The sequence below is a fragment of the Streptomyces sp. CoH27 genome (assembly GCF_020181035.1).
GTDB lineage: Bacteria > Actinomycetota > Actinomycetes > Streptomycetales > Streptomycetaceae > Streptomyces > Streptomyces camelliae.
In genome coordinates this window covers 13,919-33,587 of record NZ_JAIQYY010000005.1, presented here as the reverse complement: position 1 = coordinate 33,587, position 19,669 = coordinate 13,919, and the positions used below count along the sequence as shown (strand labels likewise).

Sequence of the window (19,669 nt, the reverse complement as noted above, 5' to 3'; positions counted from 1 at the left end):
TTTAAGGAGTCCTCTGCGATGCCCCAACTCAGCGTCATCGTCTACGGACCGAACGCACAGGGGCACCTGACAGAGCTGCTGGACTCCGTGGAAGCCCACCCCCTCCTCGACGCCGAGATCGTCGTCGCCGCCGTCGGCGACTGGGCGCGGGAGACGGCCGAGGGCCACGCTCCCGAGACGATCGTCGTCCCCCTGCCGGAGGGCACCGGCGACGCCGAGGCCCGCGCGGCCGGCGCCGCCCGCGCGACCGGCCGCTGGCTGCACTTCGTGCACGCCAAGGACGGCCTGCCGACCGGCGCCCCGCGTCAGATCGCCGAGCGCACCGCCGAGCTCGACGCCGAGGCCGGCGCCTCGGGCACCCCTGTCGACGTCCTCCTCTTCGACCACGTCGTCACCACCTGGCAGACCGCCGCCCGCGCCTCCCGCGACGGCCGCCTGCTCGCCGCCGTCGGCCGCGAGGCCCTCCCCCTGAACGAGGCCGCCGACCTGGTGCGCCTCACCCCGATCCTCGGCAACCGCGCGCTGCGCGCCGACTTCTGGCGGGCGCACGAGGAGCAGCTCACCACCGGCGACGAGCCGTACACCGCGCACGCGACCCTGCTGCACGCCGGCCGCGTCGCCTGCCTGAACCAGGCGGCGTACGAGAACCGCGAGCTGCGCCCCGAGAGCCTGCCGCCGCTCGCCCCCGAGGACCGCTTCGCGCTCATCGAGCGCTACGAGTCGTTGCTCGCGCTCACCAAGGACCGCCGCGCCACCCGCGTGGTGCTGTACGACCTGATGATGCGTGATCTGGTGCGCACCTTCGCCGGCGAGAACCTGCCCGACGCGGTCGCGCGCGAGTTCTTCCGCCGCGCCTCCCTCGCCGCGGTCCGCTGGCGCCCCGAGCACCACGAGCGCCCCGCGGGCGTGGAGGGCGTACGGCACGCCCTGCTGGAGGAGGGCGCGTACACCAAGTACCGCGCGTTCCAGGCCGCCAACCGCACCCGCCGCGCCGCCAAGAAGGCCGTCAAGACCCGGAAGAAGGAGCTGGGCGCAAAGCTGCGCGACCAGCAGTACCAGCGCGCCCTGAGCCGCCCGGTCAACCCGAACCTGGCCGTGTTCGCCGCCTACTGGGAGCGCGGTGTGGCCTGCAACCCGGCCGCGATCGCCGCCAAGATGGCCGAACTCGCTCCGCACATCCACCCGGTGTGGGTGGTGTCGAAGAGCAACGAGGCCCTGCTGCCGCCCGGCACCGACTACGTCGTCCCCGGCACCCGCCGCTACTGGGAGACCCTGGCGACCGCCAAGTACCTGGTGAACAACGTCAACTACCCCAACGCGGTCGTCAAGCGCCCGGACGCCATCCATCTGCAGACCCACCACGGCACCCCGCTCAAGCGCATGGGCCTGGACCAGATGGAGCACCCGGCCGCCGCCAAGGGCCTGGACTTCGACGCCCTGCTGAGCCGTATCGACAAGTGGGACTACAGCGTCAGCGCCAACAGCCACTCGACCCGCATGTGGGAGCGCGCCTACCCGGCCCGCTTCACCTCGCTCGACTACGGCTACCCGCGCAACGACGTCTTCTACACTGCCACCGCCGATGACGTGCGCGCCGCCCGCCGCCGCCTCGGCATCGCCCCGGGCAAGACGGCCGTGCTGTACGCCCCGACCCACCGCGACTACGAGGCCGGGTTCACCCCGCGCCTGGACCTCGCCGAATTCGCCGACCGGCTCGGCGAGGACACGGTCCTGCTGGTGCGCGCCCACTACTTCTACGGCGGCGCCGCCTCCCCCCTGTCCGGCCTGCGCCGCTCCGGCCGGATCATCGACGTCTCCTCCTACGACCCCGTCGAGGAACTGTGCCTGGCCGCCGACGCGCTGGTCACGGACTACTCGTCGATCATGTTCGACTACGCCAACCTGGACCGCCCGATCGTCGTCTACGCCGACGACTGGGAGACGTACCGGACCACGCGTGGCGTCTACTTCGACCTGATGGAAGAGCACCCCGGCCAGGTCGCGCGCACCCAGGAAGAGCTGACGGAGATCTTCGCCTCCGGCGCCTGGCGCGACGAGAGCGCGGCCAAGGCGCGGGCCGCGTTCCGCCGCCGGTTCTGCGAGTACGACGACGGACGCGCCGCCGAACGGGTCGTACGCCGGGTGTTCCTGGGCGAACCGGAGGAGTCCCTGCCCCCGGTCCTCCCGCTGGAGGAACGCACCCCCGCCCCGACCCCCGAGGAGGCCTCGGCATGACCACGACCTCGACCTCGACCCCTGACGTCACGGTCACGGTCATCGTCTTCAACGACGCGGAGCGCCTGCCCCGGGCCGTGGAGTCGCTGCGCGCGCAGACGCACGCGAACATCGAGATCATCATCAGCGACGACCACTCCACCGACGACACGCCCACCGTGGCGCGTCGGCTGGAGGCGCAGGATGCGCGCATCCGCTACCTCCGTCTGCCGGAGAACAGCGGCGGCTGCAGCGCCCCGCGCAACCGGGCCATCGAGATCGCCCGGGCGCCGTATCTGATGTTCCTCGACAGCGACGACGAACTCCCGGCCAACGCGGTGGAGGTGCTGCTCGCCGCGCACCGCGAGCGCGAGGTCGACTTCACCATGGGCACCTGCCAGCGCCTCCGGGTGGACACCGGCCGCCGCACCACCTGGATGCCGCATCTGTTCGCCGAGCGGCGCACGGTGGAGAACATCGAGTCGGAGCCGGACCTGCTGTTCTGGCCGCTGTCGACGAACCGGATGTACACCGCCGACTTCCTGAACCGCCACAACCTCCGCTTCCCGGAGGGGGTCCACTACGAGGACCAGCTGTTCTCGATCCAGTCGTACTGTCTGGCGAAGGCGTTCACGATCATCCCGGACCCGGTGTACCTCTGGTACATCGAGCCGTTCGCGGACGCGGAGACGGCCACGATCTCCAACCAGCGGCACAAGATCTCCAATGTCGAGGACCGCATCCGTGTGCACCGGATGATCGACGACTTCCTGGCGGGGAGCGAGCACGCCGGGCTGCGCGAGGACAAGGACTTCAAGTTCCTCAAGCATGACTTCAGCCTGTACGCCGGCGACCTGCCCTACCGCGACGAGGAGTGGATCCGCTCCTTCGCCGAGATCATGAACCCGTACCTGGAGACGCTGGCCGACGGCGCGTACACCCGGCTGCCGCGCCCGGAGCGGATCGTGCTGGAGCTGCTGCGGGACGGCCGCCTGGCGGACGCCCAGCTCGCGGCGCGCGAACTCGGCAACGGCGTGGCACCGCGCCAGGTGACGGCCGACGCGTCGGGCGTTCCCTACTGGGGCGCCGAGGTCCCCTCCTCCGACCGCGCCCGCCGTGAACTGGACCTGTCCGACCTGGAGCTGGACACGCGGCCGTTCCCGAGCGCACAGTTCCGGCACGAGATCACGGGGCTGGAGCGGGGCAAGGGCGCGGCTCTGACGCTGTCGATCCGCACGTACGACCCGGGCCTGCGCCTGCCGGTGGGCCCGCAGCGCGCGAGCCTCCTGCTGTCCCCCGGCACCAAGAGGATGACAGTGCCGTTCCGTCTGGACCCGGTCAGCCCGGGTCTCTTCGAGGGCACGGTCCGCCTGGATCTGTCGGCCGCACCGCTCCCCCTCCAGGGCTTCGAGGGCCTGCGGCACCCCCAGATCCGCCTCCAGCAGCAGGGCCTGGCCCACTCGGGCATCCTGCTGGCCCCGTTGGACTTCCCGACGATGACGGCCCGTGTGGACTACCGCTCCGGCGCGACCCCGCACGACGTGACGATAGAGCCGGAGGGCCGCAACCCCGGCCGCCTGCAGATCCGCTGGCGCCCGGTGGGGGTCACGGCCAAGGTGATCCGCCCGGTCGTCCAGAAGGTCGCCCGCCCGAAGATCCGCAAGGCGGCGAAGCTGCTGTCGAGCGTGCTGCGGTGACGTCTTAGCGCCGGATGTGCCGGAAGGGGCGCGGGGAACTTCCCCGCGCCCCTTCCGGCATGCAGACGTACGTGGCTCAGCGCACCACGCGGAACAGGACCTGGTGCTCCGGGCCCGTAGTCACCTTCTGCAGACCCGGGCCGGCCAGCCGCTTCGGTCCCACGACCCACCGCACCCCGTACTCCCGCGCAATCCCCTGCCGCTCGGCAGCGGACGTCCCTGCGGCGAAGTACCGGTCCACCGCCGCGTTCCGGCTCTTCTCGTCCTTCAGGAAGAAGTCCGGATACCCGGGGGCCACGGTGTACGGCCCGTAGGCCGGGATCTGCCGCGCCGGGGTCGTCCTGGCCATCACCACGTCGCCGTACTTCACCCAGGGCGTGATCCAGTGGTAGCCCACCCACGGCGTGTGGTACTTGTCCGCGACGACCGACGGCAGCGCGCTCTTCGGGATCACATACCCGAGCGTCCCGACCTGCGTCCACGCCCCCGCGGCCAGCGCGGCGCCGAGCACGCACGCCCAGCAGGCCCGCACTGCCCGCCGCCCCGCCGCCACGGCCTCCAGCGCGGCCGCGAGCTGGGCCGGGATCAGCGCGGCGGGCATGGCGCGGCCCCAGGAGTAGTGGCCGCTCAGGCCGCCCGCGGCGAACATCAGCGCGCCCAGGACGAAGAACAGCACCAGCGGGTCCCAGCGGTCCCGGCGCAGGCGCAGGCCCAGCGCGGCGACGCCCAGCAGGACGAACCCGAAGCGCTCGGCCAGGTTCTCGTACAGCGGCTTGTGTATGGCCTCCAGGTTGCCGCCCGCGGAGAACAACGAGAAGAAGTCGTAGTACGGCCACAGGCCCAGCAGCAGCATGCCCAGCGCCAGCGCGGCACCCAGCCGCAGCAGCACCGCACGGCCCGGCCGCGCCGCGATCACCATCGCCAGCGCCCCCAGGGACGCCACGACGCCGGTGAACTGGTGGCAGAGCAGGATCAGCCCCCACAGCAGGCCCAGCGCCGCCCAGCGCCCCCACGAAGCCGGCTCGGGCGCACGCACCGCGCGCGTCAGCCACGCCCAGAAGTGGAAGGTGAGACCGAGCGCGAACACGCTGGGGTACGCCACCGTCAGCGCGAGGGAGTTCAGGCCCACGAAGCCGGACCAGCTGAACAGCACCGGGCCCCAGAGGAAGACCAGGCTGAGCAGCGCGAGGGCGGGCGCCGCGCGATGGGCGCTGAGGGTACGGACGTACCGCCATACCCCCGTGACCAGCAGCCCCAGTCCGACGACCGCGGCAAAGCGCAGCACGACCCACACCGACAGGCCGGTCAGCTTGGCGACCACGCCCAGCACCAGCATCCACGGCGAGTAGTACGGGCTCGGCGTGTCCGCGTCGACCAGCGGATTGCCGGGATGCAGAAGGTTGTGGCGCAGCCGCTCGACGGTGGCCGCGTGCATGCCGAGGTCGCCCGCCCACGGCAGCCGGACGATGACGAGGAGGAGCAGCACCACGACGAGCACGGCGGCGGCCTGCGGCAGCGCCCGGCCGGCCCGCCGGGTGGTGTTGTTCTGCGGTGACACCGGCCGGCTCACGGGCTGGGTGTCAGACGGTGCGGCTTGCATCCTGCGACCCTAGCCCAGGTTCCCCGAGGGTCGGCAAGCAGGGAGACGCCCCGGGCCGCTGGGTGCCCGGGGCGTCATCGGTGCGGTCACTGCCGCACGGGCTTACGAATGCGTGCGCAGCAGCGTCCGCATCGTGCGCATCGCCACCGACAGGTTGGCGAGGTCGAAGGTCTCCGAACCGCGGATCTCCTCCAGGGTGGTGCGCGCCCGGCTCAGGATGGGCGCGTTCTTCTGCTCCCACGCCGTGAAGCGCTGCTCGGGCGTCGACGTGCCGTTGCCGGCCGCGAGGACGTCCGCGGTGAGCGCCGAGTGTGCCGCGTACAGGTCCTCGCGGATGGAGGCGCGGGCCATGGACTGCCAGCGGTCGGCGCGGGGCAGCTCGATGATGCGGTCCATCAGCTGGGTGATGTTCAGCCGGTCGGCGAGGTCGTAGTAGACCTCGGCGACGTCGAGCGGCTCCTTGCCGGTGCGGTCGGCCACCGAGACGATGTCGAGCGCCGGGAAGGCGGAGGAGAACCCGGCCACGCGCGTGGCGAGCTCGTCCGGGACACCGGCCGCGGACAGCTCGTCGTACACGTGCTGGTACCACTCCAGGTCCGCGCCGCGCAGCAGCTTCGGCAGCTCCTGCCAGACCCGCTCGACGCGCTCGGCGAAGAACTCGACCGTCTCGGCGAGCTGGAGCGGCTGCGGCCGGTTGTTGAGCAGCCAGCGGGTGCCGCGCTCGACCAGCCGGCGCGAGTGCAGCCGGATCCGGGTCTGGACGTCGGCGTCGACCTTGTTGTCCAGGTCCTCCACCGCGTCCCACACCGGCGCCGAGCTGAAGATCGCGCGGGCCGCGGTCTGCGCCCGGACGATCTCCTCCAGGGAGGCGCCGGTCTCCTCGCGCAGACGGTGCAGATACGTCGTACCGCCCGTGTTGACCGTGTCGTTGACCAGCACGGTCGTGGTGATCTCGCGGCGCAGCGGGTGGTTGTCGATCGCCTCGGTGAAGCGCTCGCGCAGCGCCGTCGGGAAGTACGCGTGCAGCAGGCTGCGCAGGTACGGGTCGTCCGGCAGCGAGGTCGCCAGCAGCTCCTCGGCGACCGTGATCTTCGTGTACGCCAGCACGACGGCCGTCTCCGGGCCGGTCAGGCCCAGGCCCTGGGTCAGGCGCTCACGGATCTGGCGGTCGGCGGGCAGGAACTCCAGCGCCCGGTCCAGATGCCCCTCGCGCACCAGGTGACGCAGGAAGCGCTGCTGGGCGTGGAGCATGTCCTTGGCCTGGAACAGCGCGTTGGCCAGGGCGGTGTTCTGCGCGTAGTTGTTGCGCAGCACCAGCGCGCCGACCTCGTCGGTCATCTCCGCGAGGATCTTGTTGCGCTGCTTGACGGTCATGTCGCCGTCCGCGACCAGGCCGTTCAGCAGGATCTTGATGTTCACCTCGTGGTCGGAGGTGTCCACACCGGCGCTGTTGTCGATCGCGTCGGTGTTGATCTTGCCGCCGTGCATGGCGAACTCGATCCGGCCGAGCTGGGTCAGACCCAGGTTGCCGCCCTCGCCGACGACCTTGACCCGCAGGGCGCTGCCGTCGACGCGGATGGCGTCGTTGGCCTTGTCGCCGACGTCGGCGTTGGACTCCGCCGACGACTTCACGTACGTGCCGATACCGCCGTTCCACAGCAGGTCGACCGGCGCGTGCAGAATCGCCTTCATCAGGTCGGCCGGGGTCATCTTGGTGACCTTGTCCTCGATGCCGAGGGCCTCGCGGATGTGGGCGTTGACCGGGATCGACTTGGCACTGCGCGGGAAGATCCCGCCGCCCGCCGACAGCAGCTCGGTGTTGTAGTCCGCCCAGGAGGAACGGGGCAGCTCGAACAGCCGGCGGCGCTCGGCGTACGACGTCGCCGCGTCCGGGGTCGGGTCGAGGAAGATGTGCCGGTGGTCGAAGGCGGCCACCAGGCGGATGTGCTCGGAGAGCAGCATGCCGTTGCCGAACACGTCACCGGACATGTCACCGATGCCGACGACCGTGAAGTCCTCGCTCTGCGTGTCCACGCCCAGCTCACGGAAGTGCCGCTTGACGGACTCCCAGGCGCCGCGCGCGGTGATGCCCATGCCCTTGTGGTCGTAACCGGCCGAGCCGCCGGAGGCGAAGGCGTCCCCGAGCCAGAAGTTGTACTTCTCGGCGACCCCGTTGGCGATGTCCGAGAAGGTCGCGGTGCCCTTGTCGGCGGCGACCACCAGGTAGGTGTCGTCGCCGTCGTGCCGGACCACTTCCTGCGGCGGCACGACCTGGCCGGCGACCATGTTGTCGGTGATGTCGAGCAGCGCCGAGATGAACGTCTTGTAGCTGGCGATGCCCTCGGCCAGCCACGCGTCCCGGTCCACGCTCGGGTCGGGCAGCTGCTTGGCGACGAAGCCGCCCTTGGCGCCGACCGGCACGATGACGGTGTTCTTCACCATCTGCGCCTTGACCAGGCCGAGGATCTCGGTACGGAAGTCCTCACGCCGGTCGGACCAGCGCAGACCGCCGCGCGCGACCTTGCCGAAGCGCAGGTGCACGCCCTCGACCCGCGGCGAGTACACCCAGATCTCGAACGCCGGGCGCGGCGCGGGCAGGTCCGGGATGGCCTGCGGGTCGAACTTCATGGACACGTAGTCGTGCGGCGAGCCGTCGATCGTCTCCTGGAAGAAGTTCGTGCGCAGCGTCGCCTTGATGACGGTCAGGAAGGACCTGAGGATGCGGTCCTCGTCCAGGCTGGCCACCTGGTCCAGGGCCGCGTCCAGCTCCTCCAGCAGCGCGTCGGTGATCTCCAGCCCGGCCTTCTGCCGGTCCGGGGACATCCGCGCCTCGAAGAGGGAGATGAGCAGGCGGGTGGTGTGGACGTTGTTGCGGAGGGTGTCCTCCATGTAGTCCTGGGAGAAGGTCGAACCGGCCTGCCGCAGGTACTTGGCGTAGGCGCGCAGCACCATCGCCTCCCGCCAGGTCAGCCCGGCGCTCAGTACCAGCGCGTTGAAGCCGTCGTTCTCCGCCTTGCCGGTCCAGGTGGCGGCGAAGGCCTCCTGGAAGCGGTCACGGGCGTCGTCGCCGAGGTACTCCCCGCCGCCCGCCGCCTGGGGCACGCGCAGACCGAAGTCGTAGATCCACGCCGTCGTACGGTCCGCGCAGCGCAGCTCGTACGGCCGCTCGTCGGTGACCTCGACGCCGAGCCGGCTGAGCACCGGCAGCACCTGGGCGAGGGAGACCGAGCCGCCCTTCTGGTAGATCTTGAACCGGCGCTCCTCGGGGCCCGCGCCCACCGGCTCGTACAGGCTCAGGCTGAAGGTCTTGTCCTCGCTGAGCTGCTCCAGGTGGACCAGGTCGGCGACCGCGGCGCGCGGGGTGTGGTCGGCCTTGTAGCCCTCGGGGAAGGCGTGGTTGTAGCGGCGCAGCACCTCGGCCGCGCGCTCCTCGCCGCACTCGGCGGTCAGCGCCTCGGCGAACGCGTCGGCCCAGGAGCGGGCGGCCTCGACCAGGCGGGCCTCGATGCGGTCCTTGTCGGCGTCCGACAGCTCGGGCAGCTCGGTGCCCGGCGGGACACGGACGACGAAGTGCAGCCGGGACAGGATCGACTCGGTGTTCCAGGCGGTGAAGTCGACGCTGATGCCGCCGAGCTCCTCCTTCAGGATGTCGATGATCCGCAGCCGGACGCCGGTGGTGTAGCGGTCGCGCGGCAGGTAGACGAGCGCCGAGTAGTAGCGCCCGTACTCGTCCTGGCGCAGGTACAGCCGCAGCCGGCGGCGCTCCTGGAGGTAGAGAACGCTCGTGGCGATGGACTGCAGTTCGGCGACGGGCGTCTGGAACAGCTCGTCGCGCGGGTAGGTCTCCAGGATCTGCAGCAGGTCACGGCCGTCGTGGCTGTTGGGCGAGAACCCGGCGCGCTTCAGCACCTCGTCGACCTTGCGGCGGATGACGGGGACACGCCGCACGGACTCGGTGTACGCGGCGGAGGAGAACAGTCCGAGGAACCGCCGCTCCCCGACGACGTTGCCCGCCCCGTCGAACTTCTTGACGCCGATGTAGTCCAGGTACGACGGCCGGTGCACGGTGGCCCGGCTGTTCGCCTTGGTCAGCACGAGCAGCTTGTGCTCGCGGGCCTTGGCGCGGGCGTCGGCGGGCAACCGCTCGAAGGAGGGGCTGACGGGGTGCTGGTCGTCCTCGGCGTGGTGCGGGTCGGAGCGCAGGATGCCGAGACCGGTGCCGGGCACGGCGGCGAGAGTGTCGTCGTCGCGCAGCTGGTACTCGCGGTAGCCGAGGAAGGTGAAGTGGTCGTCGGACAGCCAGCGCAGCAGCTCACGCGCCTCCTCGACCTCGCCGGTGACCAGGTCGCCCGGGGCGGCCTCGTCCGGCAGCTCGTCGGCGATCCGGGTCGCCGTGCTGCGCATCTTCTCCCAGTCCTCGACGGCCTCGCGGACGTCGGACAGCACGCGCAGCAGATCGGCGGTGATCTGCTTCAGATCGGCGCGGTCGGTCTCGCGGTCGATCTCGACGTGGATCCAGGACTCGATGTGCGCGTCGTGCGGGAGGTCGCCGGTGGGCGGGGTGGCCAGGACCTCGATCAGCTTGCCGGTCAGGTCCCGCCGGACGACGAACTGCGGATGGATGACGACATGGATCCCCCGCCCCTGCCGGGTCAGCTCATTGGTGACGGAGTCGACGAGGAAGGGCATGTCGTCGGTGACGACCTCGACCACGGTGTGGCTGCAGGTCCACCCGTTCTCCTCCACGGTCGGGGTGTGCACCCGCACGTTCGCCGTGCCCTGGGGGCGGTTCTCGGCGAGCCGGTAGTGCGAGACCGCGGCACCGAAGACGTCGACCGGGTCGCGGTCGGCGAGGTCTTCCGGGGCGGTGTGCAGGTAGTAGCGCTGGAGGAACGCGAGCACGGACTCGCTGTCCGGGGTGTCCGGGGAGCCCTCGTCCGCGGTCCCGGTCGGTAGGTGCCCCCCGACCGGGCTGTTCTCAGCTACCCGGGCGGCCCTTCCGAGCAGCTCGGCCTTGGCTTCGTCCAGCTTGGTCTGCATTGTCCTCTGGCTCCTGTCGCGCGCCGTTGCGTGACGTAGAAGGAAATACGGTCTCTTTCCCTCCGGCTCGACGCCACAGCCCGGGGTGTCCGGACTGTTCAGACGCTATGCCGCGAGGTGAGATGAGCGGGGGGAATTCGGCCATTGTCGGCACGCTTGTTGGACGTGACGCTGCTCTCAGCACAGCCGTGTCCAGGGTTGCCCTCGGCGTCCTGGGAGCTCCTGCGGCCCCGCCCCGCCCGCGAAGACCAGCGACCGCCGCCCGGTCACGGAGGTGTTCCGTGCAACCCGGGCGCAGGGCAGGGACACGATCGTCCCCGCGAGATATCGCGCTGATCACGCCACAAGGCTATCGCTCCTCACCCCGGGGCCGTCATGAGCCGTATGTGTACAAAACAGGGGGTCGAAGTTTGACGTTCTGCACAGCGGCGGGGTGGTGGTGGGTGACGTATCTGGTCCGGGTAGGCGGGGGGCTCGTCCGGGTAGGTGTCAGTGTCAGGTCTGTCTGCCCGAAGGAACCGACATGCCCGCGAAGATCCTGATCGTGACCGGCGACGCAGCGGAGTCCCTGGAAGTCCTCTACCCGTATCAGCGCCTGCGCGAGGAGGGCTACGAGGTCCATATCGCCGCCCCCTCCCGCAAGACCCTGCGCTTCGTCGTCCACGACTTCGAGCCCGGTTACGACACCTACACCGAGAAGCCCGGCTACACCTGGCCCGCCGACCTGGCCTTCGCCGACGTCGACCCCGGCGAGTACGTGGCCCTCGTCATCCCCGGCGGCCGGGCACCGGAGTATCTGCGCAACGATCCCGAACTCCGCAAGATCCTCAAGGCCTTCTTCGACGCCGACAAGCCGGTCGCCCAGATCTGCCACGGCCCCCTGCTCACCGCGGCGATCGACACCCTGCGCGGCCGCCGCGTCACGGCGTACCCCGCCCTCGAACCGGACATGCAGACAGCCGGCGCGGACTTCCAGGACGCCGAAGCGGTCGTCGACGGCACCCTGATCTCCTCCCGAGCCTGGCCGGACCACCCGGCGTGGATGCGCGAATTCCTGAAGGTACTGCGGGTGACGGCGCCGGTGGAGTAAGGACGGGGCGGGGCGGTGACCGGCAGACGGTCGTAGCTGACGGTGGCGCCCACCCACGTGGCTGCGGGCGGTCGTGCCGCTGGGGCGGCACAGGTGGGCGCTGGGGTCACCCCCTGCTCGAAGAGCGACACCCGGCACCCCCACCCGGCACCCGAACAAGGCACCCGAACAAGGCACCCACTCGGCTACGCGGCTATTCGCTGTGCCTCCCGCACCGCCTCCACCAGCGTGTCCACCACCGGCACCCCCACTGCCTCAAGGCTGGCCCGGCCGTGCGACCCCCCGGTGTACAGCACAGCCCGCGCCCCGACCTCCCGCGCGGCGACCGCGTCATCCGCCGCGTCCCCGATCACCACGGTCCGCGCGGCCACGACGCCCTCTCCCAGCGCCTCCAGATGCCGCACCATGTGCTCGGCCTTGCTCCCCCCGGACGGCCCCGTACGCCCGTCGACCCGCAGGAAGTGCGCCTCGATGCCGAACCCCCGCACGAGCGGCACCAGCTCCTCATGCCCGTACATGCTCAGCAGCGACTGACTGTGCCCCGCGGTCCGCCACCCGGCGAGCAGCTCCGCAGCTCCCTCGGTCAGCCCGCACCGCTCCCGCTGCTCGGCATAGTGCCGATGGAACACCCCGTCCATCAGCTCCCACTCGGCCTCGGTCGGCAACCGCCCGAGCAGCCGCTCATAGAACTTCGGCACCGGCACGCAGTACAGCGCCCGGTACTCCTCCAGTGTGATCGGTGCGAGCCCCAGCTCGGCGAAGGCCGCGTTCGTCGCCCCGATGATCGCGTCATTGTCGTGGAACAGCGTCCCGTTCCAGTCCCAGACGATGTGCGCGCTTCCGTGCATCCCCATGCCGAAGACCGTACTCGCCCCCACTGGCAATCACCCGGCCGGAGGCCGGCGCAGGCGTCAGGCGCCCGAACCGACCAGGTTGGGAATCTCCTGCGTGGCGTACCACAGCAGCTCGTGGTCGTCCGCCCCGTCCACGACGAACTGCGCGTCGTCGTCCCCGCCGTCGGCCGCCTCCAGCGCCTCCGCCGCCGCGGCCACGTCCTGCTCCGCGTCATCGGCGTCGACATGCACCGCGGCCGCCTTCGCGAGCGGCACGCTCGACGTCACGGTCACCTCGCCCAGCGCGGACGGGTCCAGCCCACGGTCCGGATCGACGCTCGCCGCACGGTCGGGCACGTCCACGGCGACCACGACCCGGCGCCGTACCGCACCCGGATCGGCCGCCAGCCGTCGCAGCGAAGCCAGCGCGGCCCGGCTGAGCGCGGCGTACTCCAGCTCCTCGATGTCCTCGGAGAGGTACCACTCGCGCAGCGCGGGCGTGACGGCGTACGCGACGAAGGGGCCGCTCCCCAGCTCACCCGTCTTGTGCGCCTCGGCGAGCGCGGGGAGGGTCAGGGGGACGTAGACGCGCATGCTGGCCGCTCTTTCCTGATCAAGGGCAAGGCTCGAAGGCCTTCAGGATACGTGCGCGGGTCCCCTTTCGAGTCCCTGCCCGCACCCCGGAACCCGTCAGCACCAGGCCGCGAATTCACCCGGGGCACCCCCGGCATACCGGTATTCCTGGTGCCCCGTGTCCCTCGGATGAGCGAACTTTTCCGCCCCTCCCCGGCCGGCACCGCCACCCTTGCCACCCGGCTCCCCACCCCCGTACAAGATCCCCACCAGCGAGTTACCGCCCGGTATCAACCGGGCCCGCCGAACGGGGACTCCATGAACAAGGTCATGAGCCGTACCGCCCAGTCCCGCCCGCGCCACCGCCCGCCGACCCGCCACGACACCCGCCGCCCGGCCGGCGCCCCGCCCCGCAAACCGCCGACGAGGAGCGGCCGGGCCATGACCCCGGCCGCCCTCAGGACGCCCGACAGGCCCCGCACAGCCTCTGCGGCCGCTCAGCCCCAGCTACGGCCCACGGATCTCTTCACGGACCGTCTCGTGGCCGTCCTGAGCGGTCAGCGCCCCGTCCACTGGATGCTCCGCCACACCGCCGGCCGTGCCTACGACGACCTGACCCGCCTCGCCGAACGCAGCCCCCTGCGCACCCGCGGCTCCCGTCCGGTCATCCACGACATCGGCTACTACGTCCCCTGCGACGGCGCCCTTGAGGTCTTCGCCCGCATCGCCGCCGGCGACCAGCTCCGCGCCCTGGCCTTCCGCCTGGAACTGGGCCAGGACCTCCGCTGGCGCTGCACAGCGGTAGAGGCCGCGGCCCGCTCCCGGCCGACGGCATGACGCAAGGGGGCCGGGCTCCCGAAGGAACCCGGCCCCACTCGGCTCAGCTCGGCAGCCGAACGCCCGTCACTTCTTCCGGCGCCGCCCGCCCTTGGCCTGCCGCCGCCGCTCGGCCCGCGTCAGCCCGTCCGCCTCCGAACGCACCGGCTCCTCGTCCTCCAGGTCACGCTCGACGATGCCGCCCTCACCGTCCACCGTCGGCGCGGAGAAGTGCAGATCCCGCCGCTGCGGAACGTCCAGCCCCTTCGCCCGGATCTCGGGACGGGCCCCAGCCTGTGCCGGCACCGTCTCCTGGACACCCTCGGCGGCCGGCTCAGCCTCGACCGGGACCTCCTCGACCTGCTGCTCGACCTGGACCTCCAGGTTGAACAGATAGCCGACGGACTCCTCCTTGATGCCCTCCATCATCGCGGTGAACATGTCGAAGCCCTCGCGCTGGTACTCGACCAGCGGGTCCTTCTGCGCCATCGCGCGCAGGCCGATGCCCTCCTGGAGGTAGTCCATCTCGTAGAGGTGCTCACGCCACTTGCGGTCGAGGACCGACAGCACGACCCGGCGCTCCAGCTCACGCATGATCTCGGAGCCGAGCTGCGCCTCCCGGGCCGCGTACTGCTCGTGGATGTCCTCCTTGATGGACTCGGAGATGAACTCGGCGGTCAGACCGGCCCGGTCACCGGCGGCCTCCTCCAGCTCATCGATGTCGACCTTCACCGGGTAGAGCTGCTTGAAGGCACCCCACAGCCGGTCCAAGTCCCAGTCCTCCGGGAAGCCCTCGGCGGTCTCCGCGCTCACGTACGCGTCGATCGTGTCGTCCATGAAGTGCTGGACCTGCTCGTGCAGATCCTCGCCCTCCAGCACCCGGCGGCGCTCGCCGTAGATGACCTCGCGCTGCCGGTTGAGCACCTCGTCGTACTTCAGAACGTTCTTACGGGTCTCGAAGTTCTGTTGCTCGACCTGCGACTGCGCGGACGCGATCGCGCGCGTGACCATCTTGTTCTCGATCGGCACGTCGTCCGGCACGTTGGCCATCGCCATCACGCGCTCGACCATCTGGGCCTTGAACAGACGCATCAGGTCGTCGCCCAGGGAGAGGTAGAAGCGGGACTCGCCGGGGTCGCCCTGGCGGCCGGAACGACCACGCAGCTGGTTGTCGATACGGCGCGACTCGTGCCGCTCGGTGCCCAGCACGTACAGCCCGCCGAGCTCCTCGACCTCCTCCTTCTCGGCCTTGACCGCCTGCTCGGCCTTCTCCAGGGCGGCGGGCAGTGCCTGCGCCCACTCCTCGATGTGCTCCTCGGGGTCGAGGCCGCGCTGGCGCAGCTCCGCCTCGGCGAGGTCCTCGGGGTTGCCGCCGAGCTTGATGTCCGTACCACGGCCGGCCATGTTGGTGGCCACGGTCACCGCGCCCTTGCGGCCGGCCTGCGCGACGATCGACGCCTCGCGCTCGTGGTGCTTGGCGTTGAGCACCTCGTGCTGGATGCCGCGCTTGGAGAGCTGCTGCGAGAGGTACTCCGACTTCTCGACGGAGGTCGTGCCGACGAGGATCGGCTGGCCCTTCTCGTGCTTCTCCGCGATGTCGTCGACGACCGCCTCGAACTTGGCGACCTCGGTGCGGTAGATCAGGTCCGACTGGTCCTTGCGGATCATCGGCTTGTTGGTCGGGATCGGGACCACGCCGAGCTTGTAGATCTGGTGGAACTCGGCGGCCTCGGTCATCGCCGTACCGGTCATGCCGGAGAGCTTGGCGTAGAGGCGGAAGAAGTTCTGCAGGGTGATCGTGGCGAGCGTCTGGTTCTCGTCCTTGATGTCCACCCCTTCCTTCGCCTCGATCGCCTGGTGCATGCCCTCGTTGTAGCGGCGGCCGGCGAGGATACGGCCCGTGTGCTCGTCGACGATCATGACCTCGCCGTCGATGACGACGTAGTCCTTGTCGCGCTTGAACAGCTCCTTGGCCTTGATGGCGTTGTTCAGGTAGCCGACCAGCGGGGTGTTCACCGACTCGTAGAGGTTGTCGATGCCCAGCCAGTCCTCGACCTTGCTGACGCCGGCCTCGTGGATGGCGACCGTGCGCTTCTTCTCGTCGACGTCGTAGTCGCCGGTCTCCTCCATGCCCTTGAGCGGGTTGCCGGCCTCGCCCTTCTTCAGGCGCAGGACCAGCTTGGCGAAGTCGCCGTACCACTTCGTGGCCTGGTCGGCCGGGCCGGAGATGATCAGCGGCGTACGGGCCTCGTCGACGAGGATGGAGTCGACCTCGTCGACGATGGCGAAGTTGTGGCCGCGCTGCACCAGCTCGTCCTTCGACCAAGCCATGTTGTCGCGCAGGTAGTCGAAGCCGAACTCGTTGTTCGTGCCGTAGGTGATGTCGCACGCGTACTGCTCGCGGCGCTGGGCCGGCGTCATGTTGGCGAGGATGCAGCCGACGCTCAGACCCAGGAACTTGTGGACGCGGCCCATCATCTCGGAGTCGCGCTCGGCCAGGTAGTCGTTCACCGTGATGAGGTGGACGCCGTCGCCGGACAGGGCGTTCAGATACGCGGGGAGCGTGCCGACGAGGGTCTTGCCCTCACCGGTCTTCATCTCGGCCACGTAGCCCAGGTGGAGGGCGGCGCCGCCCATCAGCTGCACGTCGTAGTGCCGCTGGCCGAGCACGCGCTTGGCGGCCTCACGGACGGTGGCGAACGCCTCGGGGAGCAGGTCATCCAGGCTCTCACCGTCGGCGTACCGCTGCTTGTACTCCTCGGTGAGGGCCCGCAGCTCGGCGTCGGAGAGGTCGACGAAGTCCTCTTCGATGGAGTTGACCTGGTCCGCGATGCGGTGCAGCTTGCGCAGGATCTTGCCTTCGCCTGCACGCATGATCTTCGAGAGGACGGACACGGGGGTTTGTCTCCTTGCCGGTCGGGCCTGGGACGGTCGGTTTCCATTTGACGTACTGAGCAACGGCCATCGTATGCGAGGACCCGGCTGGGCCGGGAGGCCTGGCGGCCCGACGGCTGCTTCATCCGGGACAACGGACGGGGCACGCGGATAGTGCCGCATCGGCACGAGGAATTGCGCGAAATGTGATCACCCGCTCACGCATAGCGAAAAACGATAGCCCGCGCGCGGGACGCCCAGCACAATCGGGCGATGGAACCCGTCACACTCACCACCGACCGTCTGATCCTGCGCACGGTCGGCCCGCACGACACGCAGGCCGTGTACAAGGCCGCCCAGGACCCGGGTATCCAGCGCTGGACCACCGTCCCGTCCCCCTACCTGCCCGAACACGCGAGCGGCTTCACGGAGGAGCTGGTCCCCGACGGCTGGGCACAGGGCTCGATGTTCACCTTCGGCGTCTTCCTGCCGGACGGGGAACTCGCCGGCATGCTCAGTCTCACCTTGCGCTCGCTCGGCGTGGCCGAGGTCGGTTTCTGGGCGACGGCGGAACACCGCGGGCGCGGCTACGTCACCGAGGCCACGCTCACCGCCTGCCGGTGGATCTTCACCGAGGTGGGCGTCGACCGGGTCGAATGGCGTGCCGAGGTCGGCAACCACCCCTCCCGCGCGGTCGCCGAACGCGCGGGCTTCACCATCGAAGGCACCCTGCGCTCCGCGGTCAACAACAAGGGGGTGCGCCGGGACTGCTGGGTCGGCTCCCTGCTCCCCTCGGACCTGGGCCTGCCCTCCACGGCGCCGTACCTGCCCGCCCGAACCTGACCTGCGCCGGGCGAACGCCCAGCTCAGGACGGATTGTCAGTGGCGGCCCCTAGGGTCCGGGGCATGACGACCCTTCCGCGCCCGACCACCATCCTCACCGCGGACGACGCCCGCCGTATCGCCCTGCGGGCCCAGGGCTTCCTCGGCGCACCCGACCGGCGGGCCGGTGTCCCCGGGGTGCTGCGCCACCTCGGCGCGGTCCAGCTCGACACGATCTCGGTCCTCGCCCGCTCGCACGAACTCGTGCCGTACGCCCGCCTCGGCGCGGTCGGCCGCAAGACGGTCGAGGCTGCTTATTGGAGCGGCACGCGTGCCTTCGAGTACTGGTCGCACGCGGCCTGCCTCCTGCCGATCGAGGAGTGGCCGCACTTCGCGTTCCGCCGCCGCGCCTACCGGCACCGCCCGCACTGGAACCACGAGCTGCCCGAGGGCACCTACGACCAGGTCATCAAGCAACTGCGCGCGGAGGGCCCGCTGACCTCCACGGAGCTGGGCGGCGCGAAGAGGACGAGCGACTGGTGGGACTGGTCGGGCACCAAGGTCGCCGTGGAGCGCGCGCTGATGTACGGCGAGGTGGTGTGTGTGGCGCGCCGCGGCTGGAAGCGGGTGTACGACCTCGCCGAGCGCGCGATCCCGGACGCGCTGCTGCACGACGAGCTGGACGACACCGAGTGCCTGCGCCGGCTGGTCCGGCTGGCCGGTGAGTCCCTGGGCGTGGGCACACGCGCGGACATCGCCGACTACCACCGTCTCAAGGGCGAGCAGGTCGACGCGGTGATCGCCGACTCGGGGCTGGTCCCGGTCGAGGTCGAGGGCTGGGGCCGCCCCGCCTGGGCCGACCCGGCAGCCCTCGCGGCACCCCCGCGCGGCCGCCACCGTACGACGCTGCTGTCGCCGTTCGACTCGCTGATCTGGGAGCGGGCGCGCACAGAGCGGATCTTCGGCTTCACCCACCGCCTGGAGGCGTACGTCCCCAAGCCGAAGCGTGTGTACGGCTATTTCGCCATGCCGGTGCTGGCTGGCGGCCTGCTGGTCGGACGGGTCGACCCGGCCCGCGAGGGCCGCACGCTGGTGGCCAAGCAGGTCACGCTGGACGGTGCGAAGGCGGTCCCGGCGGTCGCCCAGGCCCTGATCGAGGCGGCCGGCTGGGTGGACTGCACGGACGTCCGCGTCGAGCGCGTGGACGCACCCGAACTGCGCGAACCCTTGGCGAGGGAACTCGCCCATGCCCTCGGCTGACCCCCTGCCCTAGCGGATTTCGAGGATCTTCTCCCGCATCGCGTAGACCACGGCTTCCATCCTGGAGTGCAGCTGGAGCTTCTCCAGGATGTTGCGGACGTGGTTCTTCACGGTGTTCTCGGAGATGAACAGTTCCTTGGCGATGTCCCGGTTGTTCATCCCCGTGGCGACGAGCTTGAGGACCTCCAGCTCCCGGTCGGTCAGCCTCGGCGCGGGCACCAGTCGGCGTTCGTCGGTGCGCTGGATCATCGACTTGAACTCGGTGAGGAGCTTGGACGCCATGGACGGGCTGATCTGCGACTGCCCGTCGGCCACCGCGCGAATGGCGGTCGCCACCTCGTCCGTGGAGATCTCCTTGAGGAGGTATCCGGTCGCGCCCGCCTTGATCGCGTCGTAGAGGTCGGCCTCCTCGTCGCTGATCGTCAGCATGATGATCTTCGCGCTGGGGGCGACCTCCTTGATGGAGGTGCAGGCCTCGATCCCGCCCCGCTTGGGCATGCGGACATCCATCAGCACGATGTCGGGCAGCAGGTCGGCGGCCTTCTCCACGGCCTCGGCGCCGTCGCCGGCCTCGCCGATGACCTGGATGTCCTCCTCGGCCGCGAGCACGATCTCCAGGCCGCGCCGGAAGAGGGCGTGGTCGTCCACGACCAGGACCCTGATCGGCTCCGCGCGTGAAGAGCCCGCGTCGGGACCCTCGCCGATGACACCGTCGTCGGCGTCTTCGTCCCGCATCGGTCCGAAGGTGTCCGCCATCGTTCCTCCCCCTGAAGGCTGTGGCCTGTCGTCCTGCGCCATCGCCAACCCAAGGCAACGGCCCACCGGTTGGGCCGGTCCGGCCATGATTTCA

At 70.4% G+C, this 19,669-nt stretch carries 12 protein-coding genes; 6 read left to right on the top strand and 6 right to left on the bottom strand.

Annotation, left to right across the window (positions count from 1 at the left end; all coding sequences use genetic code 11):
- Nucleotides 1-18: 18 nt before the first annotated feature.
- Together LE548_RS08995 and LE548_RS08990 are read left to right on the top strand one after the other, a co-directional pair.
- Entirely contained in the window at nt 19-2,235 is a 2,217-nt protein-coding gene (locus LE548_RS08995) for a CDP-glycerol glycerophosphotransferase family protein (protein WP_225096146.1), read from the top strand.
- Nucleotides 2,232-3,911 carry a glycosyltransferase family 2 protein gene (locus LE548_RS08990; protein WP_225096145.1) on the top strand — a complete coding sequence of 560 codons (1,680 nt, stop codon included), beginning with the start codon at nt 2,232-2,234 and terminating at the stop codon, nt 3,909-3,911. The genes LE548_RS08995 and LE548_RS08990 overlap by 4 nt, the downstream gene beginning before the upstream one ends.
- Nucleotides 3,912-3,987: 76 nt before the next feature.
- On the opposite strand, the gene LE548_RS08985 is transcribed toward LE548_RS08990, so the two are convergent.
- Both LE548_RS08985 and LE548_RS08980 read right to left on the bottom strand, forming a co-directional pair.
- Entirely contained in the window at nt 3,988-5,511 is a 1,524-nt protein-coding gene (locus tag LE548_RS08985; protein ID WP_225096144.1) for a hypothetical protein, read from the bottom strand.
- A gap of 102 nt (nt 5,512-5,613) precedes the next feature.
- The gene (locus LE548_RS08980; RefSeq protein WP_225096143.1) at nt 5,614-10,551 is read right to left on the bottom strand and encodes an NAD-glutamate dehydrogenase; all 4,938 of its coding nucleotides are present in this window, start codon (nt 10,549-10,551) and stop codon (nt 5,614-5,616) included.
- A gap of 523 nt (nt 10,552-11,074) precedes the next feature.
- Between LE548_RS08980 and LE548_RS08975 the strand changes: the two genes are divergently transcribed.
- Complete coding sequence (locus tag LE548_RS08975) at nt 11,075-11,641, top strand: DJ-1/PfpI family protein (RefSeq protein WP_225096142.1); 567 nt, start codon at nt 11,075-11,077, stop codon at nt 11,639-11,641.
- A 185-nt stretch (nt 11,642-11,826) separates the two neighbouring features.
- On the opposite strand, the gene LE548_RS08970 is transcribed toward LE548_RS08975, so the two are convergent.
- Together LE548_RS08970 and LE548_RS08965 are read right to left on the bottom strand one after the other, a co-directional pair.
- Nucleotides 11,827-12,495, bottom strand: a complete 669-nt coding sequence (locus LE548_RS08970) for an HAD family hydrolase (RefSeq protein ID WP_225096141.1) — start codon at nt 12,493-12,495, stop codon at nt 11,827-11,829.
- A gap of 57 nt (nt 12,496-12,552) precedes the next feature.
- Nucleotides 12,553-13,068, bottom strand: a complete 516-nt coding sequence (locus tag LE548_RS08965) for a hypothetical protein (protein WP_225096140.1) — start codon at nt 13,066-13,068, stop codon at nt 12,553-12,555.
- A 297-nt stretch (nt 13,069-13,365) separates the two neighbouring features.
- Here LE548_RS08965 and LE548_RS08960 point away from each other — a divergent pair, with 297 nt between their 5' ends.
- Nucleotides 13,366-13,884 (top strand): Rv3235 family protein, encoded by a 519-nt coding sequence (locus tag LE548_RS08960; protein ID WP_225096139.1) that lies wholly within the window; start codon nt 13,366-13,368, stop codon nt 13,882-13,884.
- A gap of 66 nt (nt 13,885-13,950) precedes the next feature.
- Here LE548_RS08960 and secA read toward each other — a convergent pair whose 3' ends face one another.
- Nucleotides 13,951-16,758, bottom strand: a complete 2,808-nt coding sequence (gene secA, locus LE548_RS08955) for a preprotein translocase subunit SecA (protein ID WP_225096138.1) — start codon at nt 16,756-16,758, stop codon at nt 13,951-13,953.
- 252 nt (nt 16,759-17,010) lie between these two features.
- Between secA and LE548_RS08950 the strand changes: the two genes are divergently transcribed.
- Complete coding sequence (locus LE548_RS08950) at nt 17,011-17,580, top strand: GNAT family N-acetyltransferase (RefSeq protein ID WP_225096137.1); 570 nt, start codon at nt 17,011-17,013, stop codon at nt 17,578-17,580.
- 63 nt (nt 17,581-17,643) lie between these two features.
- The gene (locus LE548_RS08945; RefSeq protein WP_225096136.1) at nt 17,644-18,819 is read left to right on the top strand and encodes a winged helix-turn-helix domain-containing protein; all 1,176 of its coding nucleotides are present in this window, start codon (nt 17,644-17,646) and stop codon (nt 18,817-18,819) included.
- A 9-nt stretch (nt 18,820-18,828) separates the two neighbouring features.
- Here the strand turns inward: LE548_RS08945 and LE548_RS08940 are convergent, their stop codons facing one another.
- Complete coding sequence (locus LE548_RS08940; RefSeq protein ID WP_225096135.1) at nt 18,829-19,575, bottom strand: response regulator transcription factor; 747 nt, start codon at nt 19,573-19,575, stop codon at nt 18,829-18,831.
- Nucleotides 19,576-19,669 lie beyond the last annotated feature (94 nt).